Origin of the sequence: Arsukibacterium perlucidum DSM 18276, from assembly GCF_000382165.1 — a bacterium.
GTDB classification, from domain to species: Bacteria; Pseudomonadota; Gammaproteobacteria; order Enterobacterales; family Alteromonadaceae; genus Alishewanella; species Alishewanella perlucidum.
The window spans coordinates 83920-103478 of record NZ_KB907710.1 but is presented as its reverse complement, the minus strand read 5'-3'; the positions used below and the strand labels follow the sequence as shown (position 1 = coordinate 103478).

Genomic DNA, 19559 nt, shown 5'->3' with positions numbered 1-19559 from the left:
CGAAGTAACGCTGGCGACAAACCACGACATTACAGTGTTAAAGGTTCAGCTTGCAGTAGCGTATTGATCCAGCGCTGTTCAGTAATAAAATTCCAGTGCCAGTTTGCCCATTCTGCACCAAGGCCGGCTTCGACAATTTGCTCGTTAGTTAAGCCTTTGGCCTGCTGTTGTTCTACTATTGCCAGGGTTGTTACCATCATCTGATGAAAGCGTTGTAAGCCGGCTTTGTCGGTCAGCTGGCCATGGCCTGGCACGACTATTGTTTTATCATCTATCTGATCCAGCACATAAGCCACATTGGCAATATAGCCCCGCACCGAACCGCCGTTATTCAAATCAATAAACAGAAAACGTCCCTCAAACATCATATCGCCCATGTGCACGACATTTTTGCCTTCAAACCAGACAATAATATCGCCATCAGTGTGGCTGGGTGGCAGGTACTCCAGGCGGACTTTCTGACCATTGAAGTTCAGGCTTAATTGGGTTTCAAAAGTTTCGCCGGGCAAGCCGCTACGTGGAAAGGATTCATCTGCGCTCAGGCGTTTCAAAACGTTAACATGAGCAATAATCCGCTTTGGTTTTAACGCACTGTTGCCGTTTACATGGTCTGCATGTAAGTGGGTGTTAATCAGGGTGCCCAGTGCTTTACCAGCACTCAGTTCGACAAGTCTGGCATTAATTTTATCGGCCAGCTCAGCAAACTGGGCGTCAATTAATATCACTTCACTATCGGTTACCAGCGCCGCCATATTGCCGCCTGAACCCGTTAGCATATACAGATTATCGGCCAGCGGCGTAGCATTAATTTCAACGTTAGCAAAGCGATTTGCCAGCACAGGCAAACTTAATGTAAGTAACAGGATCAGGGTGTAAGGTAGAAACCTGGTCATCATTATTATCCTTAGTACAGGTTAGCGTTAAAAATTGCAGGCAAACCAGCGCCTGCACCAGTAAACAGCTTAACCTATACGCCCGGAATCACAATTCAGATGATTTTATTATCCTGCCAGAATTTTTCTTTTTCCAGCCGTTTCAGTCTTTTCTCGCAAGGTTTGTCGCAATCACATGCTTTAGCTATGTTTAACTCACCAAGGCCACCACAACTACCGGCCAGGGTTTTGCGTTGGACAATAAAGCCTACTGCCATGGCCAACACCACCACCAGGAATAAACCAAAGGTAAATAGAAAAACGCCCATCGCTTACCTCACTTCGTCAGCTAAAAAGGGTTTAAATGCATCGCTTACTAACTCGATAAAGCCATCATCGGTTTTGACAATCAGCAGCAGTGCCAGCTGATGCTGGTTAGCAAACTGCAGTGCTTCTTCTGCATTCATAATGTGTAACGCTGTGGCATAACCGTCTGCTGTCATACTACTGCGATGAATGACGGTACTGGATACCGTTCGATGTTGCACCGGCTCTGCCGTTCGTGGATCAATCAGGTGCGAATAGCGGATACCATCCTGTTCAAAATAATTTCGGTAATCACCCGAGGTAGCAACCGCCATATCGCCCGGAGTAATAATCTGCTGCACCGCACGATTTCCAGCTACGGGCTTTTCAATTGCCACCCGCCAGGCGCGATCAGGTTTAGTACCTCCGACCCGCATTTCACCACCAATGTCCACCAGATAATCTGTTATGCCAGCCGCTTCCAGAATATCGGCTAAACGATCTACTCCATACCCTTTGGCAATGGTCGATAAATCGATCGCGATTCTCGGGTCAAGCTTGGATAGCTGATTATTGCTCAGGATTATCTTATCGAGGCCAACATAATCAATGATCATAGCCAGTTGTTCCGGCAGAGGACGCTCAGTAATCCGGCCACGGGCGCCAAAGCCCCATAACTCTACCAGCGGACCTACAGTGATATCTAACACTCCGCCGGTTTGCTGACCAATTCTGATCGCTTCGGCAACAACTTTCGCTGTTGGTTCACTTAGGGTAAAAGGTTCAGTGCTTTGTAACTGATTAAATTGCATTAATTCAGATGCCGGCCGGTAGGTCGACATAAGATCATTAATCAGCTCAAGTTCCTGCTCCATTTCTTGTTGCAGTAAATCGCTATCAACCGCTTGCAGACTGAAAAACGTCACACTATAAGTTGTCCCCATAGTGTTGCCGTGCAATGTCTGCTCTTGGGGTAGTTTTGCCGCAGGTGAGCAACCGCTTAGCCATAAGCATATAACAACTAACCAGATAAACGAAAAAGGGTAACAACGTTTCATCATATGTCCTGCTAACATTCCTGATTATATTGCTTACAATATTGCTAATAAGATAAAGGGGCAACGCATAACGTTACCCCTTTAGACTTCACTACCATAAAGTGGAATTAACCGCCAAAATCATCCAACAGTATGTTGTCGTCTTCCACACCTAAATCTTTCAGCATGTTGATAACCGCTTTGTTCATCATTGGCGGTCCGCACATGTAGTACTCGCAGTCTTCCGGTGCTTTGTGGTTTTTCAGGTAGTTTTCATAAATTACGTTATGAATAAACCCGGTATAACCATCCCAGTTATCTTCCGGCTGCGGATCTGACAGCGCTACATGCCATTCAAAGTTGTCGTTCTCAGCTGCAAGCATATCGAAATCTTCCACATAGAACATTTCGCGCTTCGAACGGGCGCCATACCAGAAAGTGATTTTGCGCTTAGATTTTAAGCGGCGCAGCTGATCAAAGATGTGCGAACGCATTGGCGCCATGCCGGCACCACCACCGATAAACACCATCTCTGCTTCAGTTTCTTTGGCAAAGAACTCACCAAATGGCCCTGAAATCGTTACCGAATCACCTTCTTTCAAACCCCAGATAAATGATGACATCTTGCCGCAAGGCAGGCTCAGGTTATTAGGTGGCGGCGTAGCAATCCGCACGTTCAGCAAAATAATGCCTTCTTCGTCCGGATAGTTTGCCATTGAGTAAGCGCGAATAGTCTCTTCATCAACCTTTGATTCCAGGCTGAAAAAATTAAACCGTTCCCAATCACCACGGAACTGCTGCGGGATATCGAAATCTTTGTATTTAACATGATGTGGCGGCGCTTCAATCTGGATATAACCACCAGCGCGGAATGGTACTGACTCGCCATCCGGAATCGCCATTTTCAGCTCTTTAATAAAGGTTGCTTTGTTATCATTAGAGATAACTTTACAGTCCCATTTCTTGATGCCGAATATCTCTTCTTCAACTTCGATTTCCATATCAGATTTAACCGCCACCTGACATGATAAACGGCAACCTTCCCGCGCTTCACCTTTGCTGATATGACCCATTTCAGTTGGCAGAATTTCGCCACCACCTGATTTGATGTGCACCCGGCACTGACCACAAGTACCACCGCCGCCACAGGCTGACGACAGGAAAATGCCGTTATCAGCCAATGCGCCCAACAATTTGCCGCCAGCTTTGGTTTTAATGGCTTTATCAGGGTCATGGTTAATACTAATTGTAATGTCGCCGCTGGCTACCAGTTTTGATTTTGCTGCCAGAATAATAAATACCAGCATCACTACCACTACTGTGAACATGCCAACGCCAAGATATATCTCTTGCATTGTATTTTCCTTCTACTGCTTTACAGTGAAACGCCAGAGAAAGACATAAAGCCTAATCCCATTAAACCCACTACCAAAAAGGTAGACCCTAAGCCGCGTAAACCAGCGGGTATGTCAGCGTACTTCAGCTTCTCGCGAATACCAGCCAGTAAAGTAATCGCCAGCGCCCAACCTACACCACTGCCGATACCAAACACTACGCTTTCGCCAAAGTTATAATCACGCTCTACCATAAAGGCTACCGCACCAAAAATGGCGCAGTTAACGGTAATCAGTGGCAGGAAAATGCCCAGAGCGTTATACAGGGCCGGGAAAAACTTATCCAAAGTCATTTCCAGAATTTGTACTAACGCAGCAATTACCCCGATATAAGTTAAAAAGCCCAGGAAGCTTAAGTCTGCCTCAGGAAAACCAGCCCATGACAAAGCGCCTGGTGCCAGCAACAGGTGAAACACCAGATTATTGACCGGCACTGAAATACCCAAAACCACAATAACCGCAACACCTAAACCAAAAGCTGTTTTGATCTTTTGTGATACTGCCAGGAACGTACACATGCCCAGAAAAAAGGCTAATGCCAGGTTTTCAATAAAGACGGCACGTACAAATAAGCTTAAATAATGTTCCATTTGCTACTCCTTATGCCTTCTCTACCTGTTCCGGGCGATATGCGCGCAGTACCCAGATAAATAAACCAATAATTATAAAGGCACTAGGTGCTATCAGCAGGAAGCCCATAGGCTGGTACCAACCACCCTCGCTAAGTAACGGCATAATTTGTACGCCAAACAGTGAACCAGAGCCGCCTAATTCGCGAATAAAAGCCACCACCAGCAATACCACGCTATAGCCCAGGCCATTACCAATACCATCCAAAAAGCTCATACCAGGTGAGTTTTTCATAGCATAGGCTTCTGCCCGGCCCATTACGATACAGTTGGTAATAATTAAGCCAACAAACACCGATAATTGCTTAGACAAGTCAAAAGCGAAGGCTTTCAGGAACTGATCAACTACGATTACCAGCGAGGCAATAATGGTCATTTGCACGATAATCCGCACACTAGAAGGAATGTGATTGCGGATCATCGAGATAAACAGGTTTGAAAATGCCACCACGAAAGTAAGTGCAAAACACATTACCAACGCAGTATCCATCTTGGTTGTCACTGCCAGCGCTGAACAGATACCCAGTACCTGCAAGGCAATAGGGTTATTGGCAAAGACTGGTCCAAACAGAACCGTTTTAATTTCTTTTGCATTAGCCATTAGTTAAGGCTCCTTGACGCACTTTCTGCAAGAACGGACCAAAACCATTCTCACCAATCCAGAAGGTAAAGGTATTTTGCACCCCATTGGCGGTTAAGGTTGCACCTGATAAACCATCAACCTCATAGGCTGAATCAGGGTTTGCATTGCCTGGTTTCTTAACTTCCAGTGCAATTTCACCCGCTTCGTTTACCAGTTTTTTCCCTTCAAACTGAGCCTTCCAGCGCGGGTTTTCAATCTCTGCACCTAAGCCCGGGGTCTCACCCTGCTCATAGTAGTTTAAACCGATAACGGTATTACCATCGGTTTCTAATGCCAGAAAAGCATGCATGGTCGACCACAAGCCATAACCATGCACCGGCAGTACCACTGCTTTCAGGTTACGATCTGCGTCATAGGTAAGATATACCGGCGCCCTGGCAGCAACCCGGCGAATCGATGCCACATCGGCAGCACCATCCAGTGCAGCGCTTAACTCAGGATCTTTCATCGCCCGACGATAATCATAACTTTCAGCACAACTCGTATCACAATCGGCAACAATCTCCCCGGTCTCCAGGTTAACCAATCGTGATTCAACATGCTTGCTAAAGGTATCTGCGATTACCTGTGGTGATGCTTTGCCTTCAATCAAACCAACGCTGCGCAGAATATTCACCTGAGAATCCAGCAATTTATTCTGAGTCTGCTTTGGACGCAGTTGCACAGCTGCAGTAGAAACCACAACCGCACACACTAAACATAAGGAAACTACTACAATCAGCGTTTTGCTGATGCTGTCATTATTACTAGACATTGCGTGCCAGCCTCCGCTTAATATTGGCTTGTGCCACAAAGAAATCGAACAGTGGTGCAAACAGGTTAGCGAATAAAATCGCCAGCATCATGCCTTCCGGATATGCCGGGTTTGCCACACGAATCATGATCACCATAAAGCCGATCAGTATACCGTATGCCCACTTGCCCTGATTGGTAAAGGATGCGGATACCGGGTCTGTCGCCATAAAGAACATACCGATGGCAAAACCACCCAATACCAGATGCCAATGCCACGGCATGGCAAATAACGGGTTAGTATTAGAGCCAATGGCATTAAACAGGTAGCTGGTTAAAATCATCCCGATCATCACACCCAGCACGATACGCCAGGAGGCAATCCGGAAGTAAATCAGCGCTAAGCCACCTACCAGCAACGCCAGTACAGAGGTTTCGCCTACTGAACCAGGAATAAACCCTAAGAAAGCATCCCACCATAACTGGGTGTTGGCGGCATAATCTAACTCGCCCATTTGTGCTTTACTTAACCAGGTTGCACCTGAATAACCGTCAGCAACAGTCCATACTGCGTCACCGGAGATTTGCGCCGGGTAAGCAAAAAATAAGAATGCACGACCAGCCAGCGCCGGGTTTAAGAAGTTACGGCCAGTACCACCGAACACTTCTTTCGCCACCACGACACCGAAAGTAATACCTAAGGCAACCTGCCACAGTGGAATAGTCGCTGGCAGAATTAATGCAAACAGGATAGAACTGACAAAGAAGCCTTCATTCACTTCATGCTTACGCACTGATGCAAACAACACTTCCCAGAAACCGCCCACTACGAAAGTTACCGCGTAAATAGGCAGAAACCAGACAGCGCCATAAAACATCTTACCGGCCCAGCCTGAAGCTTCAGTCAGATTACCGCCCAGCATCTGGAAAATAGCCACCTGCCAGGTGTCGGGCGTGCCATAACCAGCAACCAGTGCTTCTACCGCCTGATGACCGATATTGTACATACCGAAGAACAATGCCGGAAACAGAGCCAGCCAAACAAAAATCATGATCCGCTTTAAGTCGATACTATCACGAACATGAGTACCATTTTTGGTAACTAAGCCGGGGGTATATAAAACGGTGGCAACGGCTTCATACAGTGCGTACCACTTTTCATATTTTCCGCCTTTCTCAAACTGCGGTTCAATGCGCTCTAAAAAATGCTTTAAACTCATGATTAGCCTTCCTTCTGGATGGTCGTCAAGCAGTTGCGCAGAATAGTGCCGTAGTCGTACTTGCCAGGGCATACGAAAGTACACAATGACAAATCTTCTTCGTCTAACTCCAGGCAACCCAGGGTTTGGGCGCTGTCAGTATCACCGGACACCAGGTCCCGCAACAACAACGTTGGTAATACATCCAGCGGCATTACCCGCTCATAATTACCAATTGGCACCATAGCCCGGGATGAGCCATTAGTGGTAGTTGTCATATTGAACAGGCGTTTAGGGCTCAGATGCGACAGATAAGCACGTGTTACCGAGAATTTAGTGGCGCCGGGGGCAATCCAACCTAAGAACTCTTTGTCATAGCCTTCAGCCAGCACTGAAACCTGATTGTGATAACGGCCTAAATAGCCATGCACACCATGAGCACTGTTACCAGCCAACACTGAGCCTGAAATAATACGGTTTTTACCGTCATTAAGTTCATTATTGGTCAGCTCTGCTAATGAAGTACCCAGCACCGTTTTAATCAGTCGTGGTGATTTCACTACAGGACCGCACAAAGCGACTACCCGGTTGGCATCCAGCTCGCCGCTTAAAAACAGCTTAGCCATGGCAATAACGTCTTGATAGCCGATATGCCATACCACTTTTTTCATGCTTACCGGCTCTAAGAAGTGAATATGAGTACCCACTAAGCCTGCCGGGTGTGGACCATCAAACTCGGCCACTTCCACCGCTGAACTGGCCGGCAGCTGAGCACCTGCCTTCTTGGTCAGGAATACTTTGCCATCGGTCAGCTTAGTTAACAGGGTCAGGCCCTGGTTAAAGGCTTCAGCTTCAGCATTAATGATTACTGCCGGGTCAGCCGCTAACGGGTTGGTGTCCATGGCGTTGACGAAAATGGCACGTGGGCTGCTGTCAATTGCCGGTATCTGGCTGAATGGCCGGGTGCGCAAGGCAGTCCATAAACCTGAATCTACCAGATTCTGAGTGACTTGCTCGCGGCTTAAACCGGCCAGCTGATCACTGCTATAGCTGTTAAACTGCTCAGCGTCATTACCACTAACGGCAATAACCACCGATTGCAACACCCGCTTAGCACCACGGTTAATTTCTTTGACAGTGCCTGCAAGTGGCGCGGTAAACTTAACGCCAGGGTTTTTCTTGTCTTCGAAAAGCACCTGACCTTTTTTAACCGTATCACCTACTTCGACTGCCATCGTCGGACGCATGCCCACATACTCTTCGCCCAAAACGGCGACGGTAGTAATGGCGTTACCCGTACTTATCTCTTGTTTAGGACTGCCTGCGAGGGGAATGTCCAAGCCTTTTTTGAGTTTTATCATACGTACTTGCACTACTATTTTGGGAAGAAACCGGGTCCAGTTTTTCAGCTGCAGCAAGCGCAGCGCACCTGATTATACTAATCAAGCCGCGAAGGCGATTAATTTTTAACCAGATACACGTATTAAAGTCGCGAATTCTAACATTAAAGCCAGCGGCTATCCATGGTACAGCGTAAAATTATCAGCAAAATCATTGTGGCCTGCCCCTGACAAATTGCTGTCAGCAACCAGCTAATCATCGCTCTGCCCCCGCTTAATTAGCAGGCTTGCTGCACCAATGGACCTGCCCGGCTTAAAAAAAGCCGCTCACAGGCGGCTTGTCAATAATACTAATTAGCCAGATTGGCCAACGGCACTGCCGGTGTGACATCGGCGTCGTAATCGACACCAGCAAAACCAAAACCAAATAAGTGTAAAAATTCAGTATGATAGCCGTGATAATCAGTCAGGCTGTCAATGGTATCAGTGGTAACCTGATCCCATAGCGACGCAACTTTGTCCTGCACCTCATCCGCCAACTCCTTACCATCCATCCGCAAACGCCCTGCGTCATCAAGTAGTGGTGTGTTGCTGTACAGGCCCTGGCGGAACAAACCGTTAATTTGTTCAATACAGCCTTCATGGCTGCCCTGCTCTTTCATTACCCGATAAAGCAGGGATATATATAATGGCATAATCGGAATAGCTGAGCTGGCCTGGGTAACCAGCGCTTTCAAAGAGGCGACATAAGCTTTTGCTTTAACATCATTCAGCTTACTGCGAATAGCGCCCGCCGCCCGGTCTAAATCTTCTTTAGCCCGGCCGATAGTTGCTTTACCATAAATAGGCCAGGTAAGTTTCTTACCAATATAAGTGTAGGCGACGGTCTGACAATTTTCTGCCAGTACGCCGGCAGCATGCAACTGATCTAACCAACGCTCCCAGTCTTCACCGCCCATCACTTTGACGGTATTGAAGATCTCATCATCATTAGCCGGCTCTACCGACACTTCTTCGATTTCACGTTTGGTGGTATTCAGATTTTTCGCAGTGTATGCCTGACCAATCGGCTTTAGCACCGAACTGTATACTTCACCCGTTACCGGATCTTTGCGACGTGGTGCAGCAAGGCTGTATACCACTAAATCAATTTTGCCCATTTCACTGCGGATCAGATTAATCGCTTCGGCTTTTAATTCGTCAGTAAAGGCATCACCATTAAGGTGTTTGTTCCACAAGCCCTCTGCCCCGGCTGCTTGTTCAAAGGCTGCAGTGTTATACCAGCCGGCAGAGCCGGTTTTGCTTTCGGTTGGCGCTTTTTCAAAAAATATACCCAGAGTGCTGGCACCTGAGCCAAAAGCTGCTGTAATCCTTGATGCCAGACCATAGCCGGTAGATGCACCTATAACCAGTACATTTTTCGGGCCATTCGCTACGGGCCCCTGCTGTTTTACATAGTTAATTTGCTGTCTTACGTTCTCAGCACAGCCTACCGGATGGGCGTTAGTACAAATAAAACCACGAATTTTCGGTTGAATAACCATAAGAAGTCCTGCTGTTAGCTCGCTAAAAAATTACGCTAGTGTAAAACTTTAACGCAGAAAACAGGTCTGATCAGCCTGTTTATTTCGTTTTAGGCAAAATTCAGCTGATAAACCAGCTGCTTTGGCTGGTGCCGGGCTTATAAAGTTGCCTTATCGGCTTTGCTGCCACCAAAGCATTTGGGCGATGCAGGCGGTTTCTCGGCATAATATTCATACCATTCCGACGGAGTATAGGTGTGCAGCGCCAGGGCGTGAATCTTTTCTGCAAGCTCTTCTGCCAGCACCGCATTAACTGCCCTGTGCCGCGGCAGTAAACGCATACCATCGAACGCCGGTGTTACAATGACAACCTTAAAATGTGACTCGGCACCGGCCGGAACATTATGGTTACTGCTTTCATTAATAACTTCCAGAAAAACCGGATCAAAAGCACTCAGTAATTTTTGTTCTATCGCTGTCTGGATCAACATATTTCTTATTCCCTGAACAGGTATTTAACCTGGATCTTAGTTAAGCAGGCTGACGTTGTCGCCTGCTATTTTTGTTTTTAACAGCTATAGCAAGCTAACGAACTGGCTGCCCTACTAAAAATAATTTTATCTAAGGCGGCGGCATTATATATCGAAAAGTAAGGTTTAAACGGGCCGCTGCTACCCGGCTTTGTTTTGGCAACCGGTGTTGCCAGTGCTGCTGACAGGCTCCGGCCATCAGCAGCAAACTGCCATTTTCCAGTTGTAATTGCAGCTGATGGCCCAGAGTCCGGTGTTGCAAATCAAAACGACGGGTTGCCCCCAGACTCAGAGAAGCAATTACCGGAGCAGCACCAAGTTCAGGCTCATTATCGGCATGCCAACCCATATGGTCCTGGCCATTGGCATATAAATTCAGCAGCACGCAATTAAGCGGCCGGCCAATAGTATTGCTTAGCTGACGGCATAATTGTTCGATGGCAGGATGCCATGGCGAAGGAGCAAAACGCACGCCCGAGTATTGATAACTGCAGTGTGGCTCGCCCATCCATACTTGCTGACGCGGTATTTTAACCGATTTACCATAGATCCGGATTTGCTCCTGGCGCCAGCCTAGATCTGTTGTCAGGCTTGCTTGCAGTTCCGACGCAGTGCCGGCTGGCAACCAGGCCGGCCACAGACTAATGTCGGCATCAGGTAGTAAAAAGTGTTGCGCTTCCGCTTTGTGGTTGTCGCTCTGCGCCTGGCGTGTCAAAATGCTGCTCTCTCTGCTAAGACGTTATCGTTATGAATACCCAATTTCAGTTTGGTCAGATCAACCTTACCCTCCAGCGCTGGCCGCTAAATCAGCCTAATCACAGCTTGCAAGCGTGGGACGCGGCTGATGAGCTGCTGATAGACGCGGCAAACACTGCTATTGCCGACTTTACTGCAGCTAACTGCGCCGCCCCCCAATTGTTGCTAATCAACGACAGTTTTGGTGCGCTGTCCTGTGCACTTGCCCACTGCCGGCAAACCAGCAGCAGCGACTCTTTTCTGGCACAGCAGGCCGTTGCTTACAACCGGGCAGCAAATGGCATCGATAACCAGCAATTTAGCAGCATCAACAGTCTGGCGCCGCTACCAGACAACGCCGACATTGTGTTATTGAAGCTGCCCAATAACCACAGTTATCTGCGTTTTATTTTAAGTCAGCTGGCGGCCGTTGTCCGCCCCGGGACCATTATTCTGGCGGCGGCTAAAGCCAAAGAGATTAACCGTAACGTGCTGGACATGTTTGCAAAGCAGCTTGGCCCGGCCCAGGCATCTCTGACTGTAAAAAAATGCCGGCTAATTCACTGTCAACCTGAGCCCGGCAAAACCCAACCGCATTTTCCTTTGCAATGGCCACTGGAAGATACTGATTTTACTTTAATAAACCATGCCAACGTGTTCGCCCGGGAAAAACTGGATTTAGGCGCACGGTTTTTATTACAGCATCTGCCGCCTGACACCGCCGGCCAACGGATTATCGATTTAGGCTGTGGTAATGGTGTGCTTGGTCTCATGTTATTAGCTAAACAACCGCTAAGCCAGCTGGTATTTACCGATGAATCCTATATGGCGGTCGCCTCAGCCAGGGCCAATATCGAACTGAATCTGCCGCAATGTCTGAACAATACCGAATATGTCGTTGATGATTGCCTGGCCAGCCAGCAAGAGCAAAGTGCTGATCAGATTATTTGTAATCCGCCGTTTCACCAGCAGCATACGGTTACCACCCACATTGCCACCCAAATGTTTGCTGAAGCCAAGCGGGTGTTGAAACAGGGAGGCCGCTTGCGTATTGTGGCTAACCGTCATCTTAATTATCAGCAGCAATTACAGCGACTATTCGGCCACTGTCAGCAGTTAGCTGCTAATCCAAAATTTGTGATACTCGAAGCGATAAAAAGGAGCTAACCAGATGCGTATCCTGTTGCTGTGTTTATTTTTGCTCGCCGGCTGTGCCAGCAAACCACCGCAGTTAATTGTCAGCCCGCAGGTGTTCTGGCCGCAGGCGCCGTCACTGACCCAGAGTTCCTTTAGTTTTTACTTGCTGGATCAGCGATCCAGCCTGAACACCCTGGTTATTCAGCGCGGTGATTCCAGTCATGGCTATGCCACAGCCAATGATCTCAGAGCAGAGCTGGAACAAACTGTCGCCGATGCCCTGAAAGCACGTGGTGCCAGCATAACTAACCAAAGTGAACGCGCACTAACCATTCAGATTAACCAGTTGCAAGCCAGAGTAAATCAGCGACCACTCGATCATGAGGTAGTAAACCGGGTGACGATGACAGTGTTAGTGCAACATAATGGCAATAGCTTTTCCAAAGCCTACAGTGGTGACAGCCGGCAGATAGCGCCGTTTCAGGCTGATATTGCGGTAATTGAACGCGAACTGCGGGTTCTGACTGAACAAGTACTTACCGATTTACTGCGCGATGAAAGCTGGCAAACCCAAATCAGAGGATAAAATAATGCGAGTTTGGTTAGTATTAATAACATTACTTTGTGCCCTGCCCTTACAGGCCGGTAAATTTATGCAGCCCGACAACCTGTATCCCCGGGTGCAGCTTGAGACTTCAGAAGGCAACATCATACTTGAGCTGGATCGCAGTCGCGCGCCCATTACCGTCAATAACTTTTTAAGTTATGTAAAAGCTAATGCCTATAACAACACGGTTTTTCACCGGCTTATAGCTGATTTTGTGGTGCAGGGCGGTGGTTATAATATGCAGTTTAAGGAAATTGAGCAGGGCAAAACCATCTTTAATGAGGCAGGAAATGGCTTAAAAAATCAATATGGCAGCATTGCCATGGCCCGATTAGCTGAGCCGCATAGTGCCAGCAGTCAGTTCTATATTAATCTGGCCGACAATGACAGCCTCGATCCCGGTTCACGCTGGGGTTACGCGGTATTTGGGCGGGTGATCAGCGGATTCGAAGTGCTGGATAAAATCAATGCCCTGGAAACCGAAACCAGCGAAAAGCTGGGTTGGCCTGATGTGCCCCGCCAGCCCCTGCTATTAAAAACAGTACGCTTACTGCCAACCGAATAAAACCGGCTATACTTGTCTTAATTGTTGGCCTGTTGCCACAATTAAGGCGGGCTATGTTAGAGCAATTTATCGAGCTTAAATCTCAGCAACTGGTGTACTACGTATCCCGGTTTTTGCGCGGACGGCTCGCCCATAGTGAATTGCACTTATTTGTCTGGGATACTCTGGAAGAATGGTCACAGCTTCGGTTATCTGCCGGTGCCCCTGGTAGCTTAAGGGAGCGGGTGTTCTGGCACCTGTTGCATGAACTGGAATTCTGGTCTGCCTATAGTCTGCGGCATAATCGACAACTGCGCAGAAATATTCAGGACTGCCTGTGCTTTTTGCGCGGCAAGGGTCACTGCCCGCTGGACTGTATTGGCGTCAGACCTTAATCACTTGACCAGAATTATCAGCAAGGTAAGCTGGAACACTGCTTTTTTAACGGATGTATTCTTTGACCTCTTATTTTTCCTGGCTATCTGGCCTGCGTATTTACTTGCAACGCCGGGTTCTGAGTATCTTCGTTTTAGGTTTCTCAAGTGGCTTGCCTCTTATGCTGGTTTTCGGTGTGTTATCTTTCTGGCTGCGTGAAGCAGACGTATCGCGCGCTGACATCGGTTACTTCAGTTGGGTGGCGCTGGCATATGCTGTGAAATGGCTATGGTCCCCGCTAGCTGATCACCTGAAAATCCCGCTGTTACATAGTCGCCTGGGCAGAAGACGCAGCTGGCTGCTTACCTCACAGATTTTGGTTACGATAGCCATCTGCAGTATTGCTTTGACAGATCCTCAACAAAATTTAGCTCTGATGGCTGCGCTGGCGGTCTTACTGGCATTTGCCTCTGCAACTCAGGATATCAACGTAGATGCCTTTCGGATTGAAAGTGCTGAGGTTGAACTGCAGGCCGCGCTTGCTGCTGCATATCTTTCCGGTTACCGGTTGGCGATGATCCTGGCATCAGCTGGTACCCTATGGTTAGCCGCAATATTTTCTGATGGCCCGGCTTATGATTTAGCTGGCTGGCAGCAGGCCTATCTGGTAATGGGGATTTGCATGCTGCCTGGCATCCTGACGACGTTACTGAGTAAAGAACCGGTAAGTGGCTTGCAGCAACAGCAATATACTGAGGGTACGGCAATTCAGCGTTTTGCTGCCTGGCTCAAGCAGGCGGTGGTAGCCCCTTTTACTGATTTTTTCGAACGCTACAAGTGGCATGCTCTTCTTATTTTGGCGCTGATTGCCTGTTACCGGATTTCAGATGTGGTAATGGGAGTAATGGCCAATGCTTTTTATGTTGATATGGGCTATAGCAAAGAGGAAGTTGCCAGCGTCTCCAAAATATTTGGGGTAATCATGACCTTGGTAGGCGCAGCACTTGGCGGCGTGTTGATTAATCAGTTCGGAATAATTAAGGTCTTATTTGTCGGGGCCCTGTTAAGCGCTGTAACCAATATATTATTTTCTGCGTTAAGTCATATTGGCTACGATTTAATGTGGCTGACACTGGTTATCTCTGCAGATAACCTAAGTGCAGGCATTGCCACCAGCGCCTTTATTGCCTATTTATCCTCTTTAGTTAATTTGGCCTTCACCGCAACCCAATATGCCATGTTTAGTTCTCTTATGTTGCTGTTACCAAAGTTTACCGGCGGGTTCTCCGGGCAGTGGGTTGATCAGTTAGGTTACAGTAATTTCTTTATAATGACCGCAGCCATGGGTATTCCGGCCCTTATTTTAATCGTTGTACTTGCGAGCGTTAAAGAACTATCAGCCAATAAAAAAGCCGCTAATTAGCGGCTTTTTCTGAGGTTTAAAAAGTTAAGCGCTAAGCACTTGCTTTAATCCTTCAGTCGGATCAACTTCTAACGCCTGACAATAGCGGACATACTCAATAACGTCCAACCGGCGCTCCTGATTTTCAACTTTACCAATAAATGAATGTGGCGTTCCCAATATTTCGGACAAACTGCGCATGGTGTGGCCTTTGTCCTGACGTTGGCGTTTCAGCCAGACACAAAGTCGCTTATTTTCGTCTGAAATTACACTTTTAGTACCTTTCATTTTTTTTCTTCTCCCAGCGTGTTACGCTTTTATTATGATCAACCAGCCTTCCTGCGAAATAAAATCCAAACCTTATTGCCAGTGCAATAAGCAATTTAAAGCAATTAATTAAACCATAGGATGCGACGAGCGTATAGCTACATGCGTTAAAAAATGTACAACAACTTTACAATGGCAGAAATGAGTGGCGAAGATAAACACTTAAGCTGTTTGAAATTAATGATAGTTACGGGGATTCTGAGGTAAAAAAATGGTTAAACTATTGTTTCTAATACCGTTATTAATGTGTGTAATTTGGTACCTGTACCTCAGGCAAAATAATTGGACGCTGGCGCAGGGTAAAAAAGGATTTACCTATATTATCAGCTTCAACCTCGTGATAGCGCTGGTTCTGACTATATTAGTGTTTGCTACAGATAAATAGACTAAAACTGTGATTTTAAAGCGACTTTGCTGGATATACTGGCAAAATCGTCTTTAAAAATTTACAAAGTGTCTACTTTTGCTAAACAGAAAATGATGAGCCACAACCACAGGTTGTTGTTGCATTGGGGTTTTGCACGATAAAGCGGCTACCCTGTAAGCCTTCAGTATAATCAACTACGCCGCCCATCAGATACTGCAGACTCATCGGGTCGACCACCATAGACACACCCTGCTTTTCTACGGTTAAATCACCATCGTTCACTTTTTCATCAAAGGTAAACCCGTATTGAAAACCAGAACAGCCACCACCGGTAATATATACCCGCAGTTTCAGGTTCGGATTGTCTTCTTCACTTACCAGCATAGCGACCTTGCGTGCCGCGGCATCAGTAAATTCTAAGGGTATTTGCATATCAGACATGGGTGCTCCAACAGGGGTTACAACGGCGGGGATTATCTAATACCTGAGTAATTTATTCAAGTATTAACCGGATCAACAACAAACTTAAGTTCAGTTTTGTCTGATTTCAGCAATTAATATCTGCGTTCTCATATGCTTATGTTAGACTTAACACATCGTTTAATTCATCCCTCTTACTATGCGACGATGGCGAGACTGGCTGCCCGGGTTGCAGCGCCGATTAGCGTTACCACAAACATCTATCCAGTTATGTTTGCTGGGTATGCTTGGCGGTTTAATAGCTGCAGTGCTTATTATTATCTTCCGCCTGGCAATTATTGCTATCCAGCAGCTTTTCTTAACTGAAACTGATGACTTTTCCAGCGCTGATCCGGAAATTGTCTGGTTGCTGCCAATTGGCGGCGCCCTGATGATTGGGTTGATCGCGATGATCACCGGTTATCGGCACTACCGGATGGGTATCCCTTTTGTTATTCACCGGATAAAAACCCGCTACGGTATTATGCCGTTCCGTAACACCCTCAATCAGTTTTTTGGTGGTATTGTTGCCCTGGCAAGCGGCTTTTCAGTCGGCCGGGAAGGACCATCCGTCCACCTGGGTGCTTATGGGGCCAGTACTGTTGGTCGCTACTTACAGTTGCCTTATAACAGCATCCGCATTCTGGCCGGTTGTGGCATAGCCGCTGGCATTTCCGCTTCGTTCAATACTCCTTTGGCTGCCGTTATTTTTGTAATGGAGGTAGTACTACGCGAGTACCGGATTCATGTTTTTATTCCGATTATGCTGGCGTCGGTGGTTGGTGCACTGGCAACTCAGCTGGTGTTTGGGCATGATCGGGAGCTGGCATCGCTTAACATAGTTGCAATTAGTATCTGGCACTTTCCCTATCTTATTGTCTGCGGCATTGTGTTTGGCGCAGTAGCCTTTTTATTTAACCAGAACCTGATGCGGCTGATCCGGCTGGTTAAAAACTGGCCTCTGTTAATTCGTCTGGCGCTGGCTGGTACGGTAACCGCAGCCGTTGGATATCTGATACCGCATGCGATGGGAGCCGAAACCGGCGCAATCTTTAATGCGGTGAACAATCCGACAGATGTTCAGCTGCTACTGGTGATATTCATTGGCAAAATGATACTGACAATTTTTGCCCTGGGGCTGGGCGTACCAGGTGGGGTTATAGGTCCGGTATTTGGTATCGGTATTGTTTTGGGAACGCTGCTGGCTATAGTGCCAGCCATCTTTATCGGTGACAGCAGCACGGCTGGTACTTATGCGGTACTTGGTATGGCTGGTTTTATGGCCGCTACGTTGCACGCGCCGTTAGCGGCATTGTTGGCAGTAATAGAGCTAGCGTCAAATCAGCAAATTATCTTGCCCGCTATGGTTGTTATTGTTACCGCCTATGTCACGACGGTGCAATTTTTTAATAATAAATCTATTTTTATGATGCAACTCGATTTTATGCAAATGCCTTACAAACTTGCCCCCGCCGATGATATCCTGCAAAAAGTGGGGGTACTGGCGTTGCTCAGTAAAGAATATGTATTACTGCACAACCCGGATGACAATGCAGTGCGCCAGCAGCTGGCTCAGTTGCAGCCACCGGTGCAATTATTGTTAAAACGCAGCGACGGCGATAAAACTGAGTTCGTAGCGGCCAGTTATGATGTCAGTTTATCGTTAAGTGGCGACAGCGCCATCCGCTATCAGGACGTTACCGGGTTATCCCATCAGGCTACCATGGCTGAAGTGTTCGCCCTGCTGGATGATGAGCGTGACGGTCTGGTTTTCGTTTATCAGGACACCCCAACAGAACCAATTGGTATTATCCGCTGGGACCAGGTTCGCAGCTTACTTGTTAAACAGAATAATTTACTATGACACTGATTTTGCTATATAAAGCACTTCACCTTTTTTTTATGGTTGCCTGGTTTGCCGGTATTTTTTATTTACCAAGGCTGTTCGTCTATCATGCCGAAACCCGCAGTCCCGACTGCAATGAAACCTTTAAAGTGATGGAGCGGCGCCTGCTGTTTTTTGTCACCCCCTTTGCCATACTGACTCTGGTCTTCGGCGTACTACTTATTGCTGCCTATGGCAAAGCCTGGTTTATCGCCAGTGGCTGGTTACATATTAAATTACTGCTGGTGATATTGCTTTACGCTTACCATGGCTGGTGCTTTAAATTATTAGCCGATTTCAAACACAACCGTAACCGGCACAGCCCACGCTTTTACCGGATATTTAACGAACTACCGGTACTGTTGTTGCTGGCAATTATTTTACTGGCCACCCTGAAACCACTTCTGCGCTAAACTCGCTTTTAGTCACTGGTTTTGCGTATAATACCGCCCACTCTGCGCCTGCAGTGGCGCCTAATGGCAAAGTTTAGTGAGTACTGACTATGAGCTTTAAAGGCCAGCATATCCTCTCTGTAAAGCAATTTGACCGCGACAGCATTACCCGGATTTTTGATATTGCCCGGCAGATGGCACCTTATGCCAGCCGCAAAAAACGCACCCGGGTACTTGATGGGGCGATATTAGGCAACCTGTTTTTTGAGCCCAGCACCCGCACCCGGGTTAGCTTTGGTTGTGCTTTTAACCTGCTGGGAGGCGAAGTACGCGAAACCACAGGGATGGAGTCTTCAGCGCTATCTAAAGGCGAATCTTTATTCGATACCGCCCGGGTGATCAGCAGTTACAGTGATGTCATTGCTATGCGTCATCCACAGGCAGGCTCAGTCGCTGAATTTGCTGAGGGCAGCCGGGTACCGGTACTTAACGGCGGTGATGGTGCCAATGAACACCCTACTCAGGCGTTACTTGACCTGTTTACCATAGAACGCGAGCTTGCTGCCTCAGGTTTGCAGATTGATGGTATGCACATTGCTATGGTGGGCGATCTGAAATTTGGCCGTACCGTTCACTCACTATCAAAACTACTGTGTTTATATCGCAATATTAAGCTTACTCTGGTGTCACCGGCTGAACTGGCGATGCCTGATGATATTATCAGCAGCCTGACCAATGCCGGCCATCAGTTGGTGATCAGTGACAAACTGGAAGGTCATTTAAATGCCGATATTGTCTATCAGACCCGGATCCAGGAAGAGCGTTTCCCTTCGAAAGCCGATGCCGATCAGTATCGCGGTAAGTTTCGGTTAAATCAGGAAATTTACACCCGGTACTGTAAATCGAACACTGTTATTATGCATCCGCTGCCACGCGATTCGCGTATTGAAGCCAATGAATTAGACAATGATTTAAACCTTAACCCTAACCTTGCTATTTTTCGCCAGGCTGATAACGGCGTACTGGTGCGAATGGCACTGTTTGCCCTGACTCTTGGCGTGGAAAACATCGTCAAAGATTACGAATGTGCGGTGCCCTGGTATAGCAACAAATAGTACTGCTAT

General features: G+C 47.3%; 22 protein-coding genes. 8 read left to right on the top strand and 14 right to left on the bottom strand.

Translation table 11 applies throughout. From position 1 onward, the window contains the following. Positions 1 to 29: 29 nt before the first annotated feature. The 12 genes from H141_RS0109410 to H141_RS0109350 form a co-directional block, all read right to left on the bottom strand. Entirely contained in the window at positions 30 to 896 is an 867-nt protein-coding gene (locus H141_RS0109410; protein ID WP_240473114.1) for an MBL fold metallo-hydrolase, read from the bottom strand. 92 nt (positions 897 to 988) lie between these two features. Then, positions 989 to 1201, bottom strand: a complete 213-nt coding sequence (gene nqrM, locus H141_RS0109405; RefSeq protein WP_019676009.1) for a (Na+)-NQR maturation NqrM — start codon at positions 1199 to 1201, stop codon at positions 989 to 991. Between the two features lie 3 nt (positions 1202 to 1204). Next, complete coding sequence (locus tag H141_RS0109400) at positions 1205 to 2122, bottom strand: FAD:protein FMN transferase (protein ID WP_019676008.1); 918 nt, start codon at positions 2120 to 2122, stop codon at positions 1205 to 1207. Between the two features lie 221 nt (positions 2123 to 2343). Beyond that, positions 2344 to 3570, bottom strand: a complete 1227-nt coding sequence (gene nqrF, locus H141_RS0109395) for an NADH:ubiquinone reductase (Na(+)-transporting) subunit F (RefSeq protein ID WP_019676007.1) — start codon at positions 3568 to 3570, stop codon at positions 2344 to 2346. 20 nt (positions 3571 to 3590) lie between these two features. Beyond that, entirely contained in the window at positions 3591 to 4199 is a 609-nt protein-coding gene (nqrE, locus tag H141_RS0109390; RefSeq protein WP_019676006.1) for an NADH:ubiquinone reductase (Na(+)-transporting) subunit E, read from the bottom strand. Between the two features lie 10 nt (positions 4200 to 4209). Further along, the gene (locus H141_RS0109385; RefSeq protein WP_019676005.1) at positions 4210 to 4839 is read right to left on the bottom strand and encodes an NADH:ubiquinone reductase (Na(+)-transporting) subunit D; all 630 of its coding nucleotides are present in this window, start codon (positions 4837 to 4839) and stop codon (positions 4210 to 4212) included. Next, positions 4832 to 5635: a Na(+)-translocating NADH-quinone reductase subunit C gene (locus H141_RS0109380; protein ID WP_019676004.1), complete on the bottom strand. Its 804-nt coding sequence runs from the start codon at positions 5633 to 5635 to the stop codon at positions 4832 to 4834. The genes H141_RS0109385 and H141_RS0109380 overlap by 8 nt, the downstream gene beginning before the upstream one ends. Beyond that, positions 5628 to 6833: an NADH:ubiquinone reductase (Na(+)-transporting) subunit B gene (locus H141_RS0109375; RefSeq protein WP_019676003.1), complete on the bottom strand. Its 1206-nt coding sequence runs from the start codon at positions 6831 to 6833 to the stop codon at positions 5628 to 5630. Before H141_RS0109375 ends, H141_RS0109380 begins: the two co-directional genes overlap by 8 nt. Before the next feature lie 2 nt (positions 6834 to 6835). Then, positions 6836 to 8173, bottom strand: a complete 1338-nt coding sequence (locus H141_RS0109370; protein WP_026349355.1) for a Na(+)-translocating NADH-quinone reductase subunit A — start codon at positions 8171 to 8173, stop codon at positions 6836 to 6838. A gap of 329 nt (positions 8174 to 8502) precedes the next feature. Beyond that, entirely contained in the window at positions 8503 to 9696 is a 1194-nt protein-coding gene (gene fabV / locus H141_RS0109360) for an enoyl-ACP reductase FabV (RefSeq protein ID WP_019676000.1), read from the bottom strand. 137 nt (positions 9697 to 9833) lie between these two features. Beyond that, entirely contained in the window at positions 9834 to 10166 is a 333-nt protein-coding gene (locus H141_RS0109355; RefSeq protein ID WP_019675999.1) for a BolA family protein, read from the bottom strand. A 130-nt stretch (positions 10167 to 10296) separates the two neighbouring features. Further along, entirely contained in the window at positions 10297 to 10920 is a 624-nt protein-coding gene (locus tag H141_RS0109350) for an alpha-ketoglutarate-dependent dioxygenase AlkB family protein (RefSeq protein WP_019675998.1), read from the bottom strand. 32 nt (positions 10921 to 10952) lie between these two features. Here H141_RS0109350 and H141_RS0109345 point away from each other — a divergent pair, with 32 nt between their 5' ends. From H141_RS0109345 to H141_RS0109325, 5 genes are read left to right on the top strand one after another with little or no spacing between them, the layout of a single operon-like run. After that, positions 10953 to 12107 carry a methyltransferase gene (locus H141_RS0109345; RefSeq protein ID WP_019675997.1) on the top strand — a complete coding sequence of 385 codons (1155 nt, stop codon included), beginning with the start codon at positions 10953 to 10955 and terminating at the stop codon, positions 12105 to 12107. A gap of 4 nt (positions 12108 to 12111) precedes the next feature. Then, positions 12112 to 12663, top strand: coding sequence for a YajG family lipoprotein (locus tag H141_RS0109340; RefSeq protein WP_019675996.1), 552 nt, complete (start codon positions 12112 to 12114; stop codon positions 12661 to 12663). Positions 12664 to 12667: 4 nt separating this feature from the next. Beyond that, positions 12668 to 13249, top strand: a complete 582-nt coding sequence (locus H141_RS0109335) for a peptidylprolyl isomerase (protein WP_019675995.1) — start codon at positions 12668 to 12670, stop codon at positions 13247 to 13249. A 53-nt stretch (positions 13250 to 13302) separates the two neighbouring features. Beyond that, the gene (locus H141_RS0109330; RefSeq protein ID WP_019675994.1) at positions 13303 to 13623 is read left to right on the top strand and encodes a hypothetical protein; all 321 of its coding nucleotides are present in this window, start codon (positions 13303 to 13305) and stop codon (positions 13621 to 13623) included. A gap of 53 nt (positions 13624 to 13676) precedes the next feature. Continuing rightward, the gene (locus tag H141_RS0109325) at positions 13677 to 15026 is read left to right on the top strand and encodes an AmpG family muropeptide MFS transporter (RefSeq protein ID WP_019675993.1); all 1350 of its coding nucleotides are present in this window, start codon (positions 13677 to 13679) and stop codon (positions 15024 to 15026) included. A gap of 24 nt (positions 15027 to 15050) precedes the next feature. On the opposite strand, the gene H141_RS0109320 is transcribed toward H141_RS0109325, so the two are convergent. Both H141_RS0109320 and erpA read right to left on the bottom strand, forming a co-directional pair. Beyond that, on the bottom strand, positions 15051 to 15293 hold the full coding sequence (locus H141_RS0109320; protein WP_019675992.1) for a helix-turn-helix domain-containing protein: 243 nt from the start codon (positions 15291 to 15293) through the stop codon (positions 15051 to 15053). Positions 15294 to 15798: 505 nt separating this feature from the next. Beyond that, positions 15799 to 16140, bottom strand: a complete 342-nt coding sequence (gene erpA, locus H141_RS0109310; RefSeq protein ID WP_019675990.1) for an iron-sulfur cluster insertion protein ErpA — start codon at positions 16138 to 16140, stop codon at positions 15799 to 15801. 178 nt (positions 16141 to 16318) lie between these two features. Here erpA and H141_RS0109305 point away from each other — a divergent pair, with 178 nt between their 5' ends. From H141_RS0109305 to H141_RS0109295, 3 genes are all read left to right on the top strand, one after another. Further along, on the top strand, positions 16319 to 18022 hold the full coding sequence (locus tag H141_RS0109305) for a chloride channel protein (RefSeq protein ID WP_026349354.1): 1704 nt from the start codon (positions 16319 to 16321) through the stop codon (positions 18020 to 18022). Then, entirely contained in the window at positions 18019 to 18456 is a 438-nt protein-coding gene (locus H141_RS0109300) for a CopD family protein (protein ID WP_019675988.1), read from the top strand. The genes H141_RS0109305 and H141_RS0109300 overlap by 4 nt, the downstream gene beginning before the upstream one ends. An 89-nt stretch (positions 18457 to 18545) precedes the next feature. Further along, positions 18546 to 19550, top strand: a complete 1005-nt coding sequence (locus H141_RS0109295; RefSeq protein ID WP_019675987.1) for an aspartate carbamoyltransferase — start codon at positions 18546 to 18548, stop codon at positions 19548 to 19550. Positions 19551 to 19559: the final 9 nt, after the last annotated feature.

Bases quoted from the DNA above. Each gene is read 5' to 3' on its own strand.
- nqrM (WP_019676009.1), bottom strand. From the start codon at position 1,201: ATGGGCGTTTTTCTATTTACCTTTGGTTTATTCCTGGTGGTGGTGTTG.
- H141_RS0109330 (WP_019675994.1), top strand. From the start codon at position 13,303: ATGTTAGAGCAATTTATCGAGCTTAAATCTCAGCAACTGGTGTACTAC.
- H141_RS0109385 (WP_019676005.1), bottom strand. From the start codon at position 4,839: ATGGCTAATGCAAAAGAAATTAAAACGGTTCTGTTTGGACCAGTCTTT.
- H141_RS0109370 (WP_026349355.1), bottom strand. From the start codon at position 8,173: ATGATAAAACTCAAAAAAGGCTTGGACATTCCCCTCGCAGGCAGTCCT.
- H141_RS0109305 (WP_026349354.1), top strand. From the start codon at position 16,319: ATGCGACGATGGCGAGACTGGCTGCCCGGGTTGCAGCGCCGATTAGCG.
- nqrF (WP_019676007.1), bottom strand. From the start codon at position 3,570: ATGCAAGAGATATATCTTGGCGTTGGCATGTTCACAGTAGTGGTAGTG.
- erpA (WP_019675990.1), bottom strand. From the start codon at position 16,140: ATGTCTGATATGCAAATACCCTTAGAATTTACTGATGCCGCGGCACGC.
- H141_RS0109295 (WP_019675987.1), top strand. From the start codon at position 18,546: ATGAGCTTTAAAGGCCAGCATATCCTCTCTGTAAAGCAATTTGACCGC.
- H141_RS0109325 (WP_019675993.1), top strand. From the start codon at position 13,677: ATGTATTCTTTGACCTCTTATTTTTCCTGGCTATCTGGCCTGCGTATT.
- H141_RS0109355 (WP_019675999.1), bottom strand. From the start codon at position 10,166: ATGTTGATCCAGACAGCGATAGAACAAAAATTACTGAGTGCTTTTGAT.
- H141_RS0109375 (WP_019676003.1), bottom strand. From the start codon at position 6,833: ATGAGTTTAAAGCATTTTTTAGAGCGCATTGAACCGCAGTTTGAGAAA.
- H141_RS0109380 (WP_019676004.1), bottom strand. From the start codon at position 5,635: ATGTCTAGTAATAATGACAGCATCAGCAAAACGCTGATTGTAGTAGTT.
- fabV (WP_019676000.1), bottom strand. From the start codon at position 9,696: ATGGTTATTCAACCGAAAATTCGTGGTTTTATTTGTACTAACGCCCAT.
- H141_RS0109345 (WP_019675997.1), top strand. From the start codon at position 10,953: ATGAATACCCAATTTCAGTTTGGTCAGATCAACCTTACCCTCCAGCGC.
- H141_RS0109400 (WP_019676008.1), bottom strand. From the start codon at position 2,122: ATGGGGACAACTTATAGTGTGACGTTTTTCAGTCTGCAAGCGGTTGAT.
- nqrE (WP_019676006.1), bottom strand. From the start codon at position 4,199: ATGGAACATTATTTAAGCTTATTTGTACGTGCCGTCTTTATTGAAAAC.
- H141_RS0109335 (WP_019675995.1), top strand. From the start codon at position 12,668: ATGCGAGTTTGGTTAGTATTAATAACATTACTTTGTGCCCTGCCCTTA.
- H141_RS0109410 (WP_240473114.1), bottom strand. From the start codon at position 896: ATGATGACCAGGTTTCTACCTTACACCCTGATCCTGTTACTTACATTA.
- H141_RS0109300 (WP_019675988.1), top strand. From the start codon at position 18,019: ATGACACTGATTTTGCTATATAAAGCACTTCACCTTTTTTTTATGGTT.
- H141_RS0109320 (WP_019675992.1), bottom strand. From the start codon at position 15,293: ATGAAAGGTACTAAAAGTGTAATTTCAGACGAAAATAAGCGACTTTGT.
- H141_RS0109340 (WP_019675996.1), top strand. From the start codon at position 12,112: ATGCGTATCCTGTTGCTGTGTTTATTTTTGCTCGCCGGCTGTGCCAGC.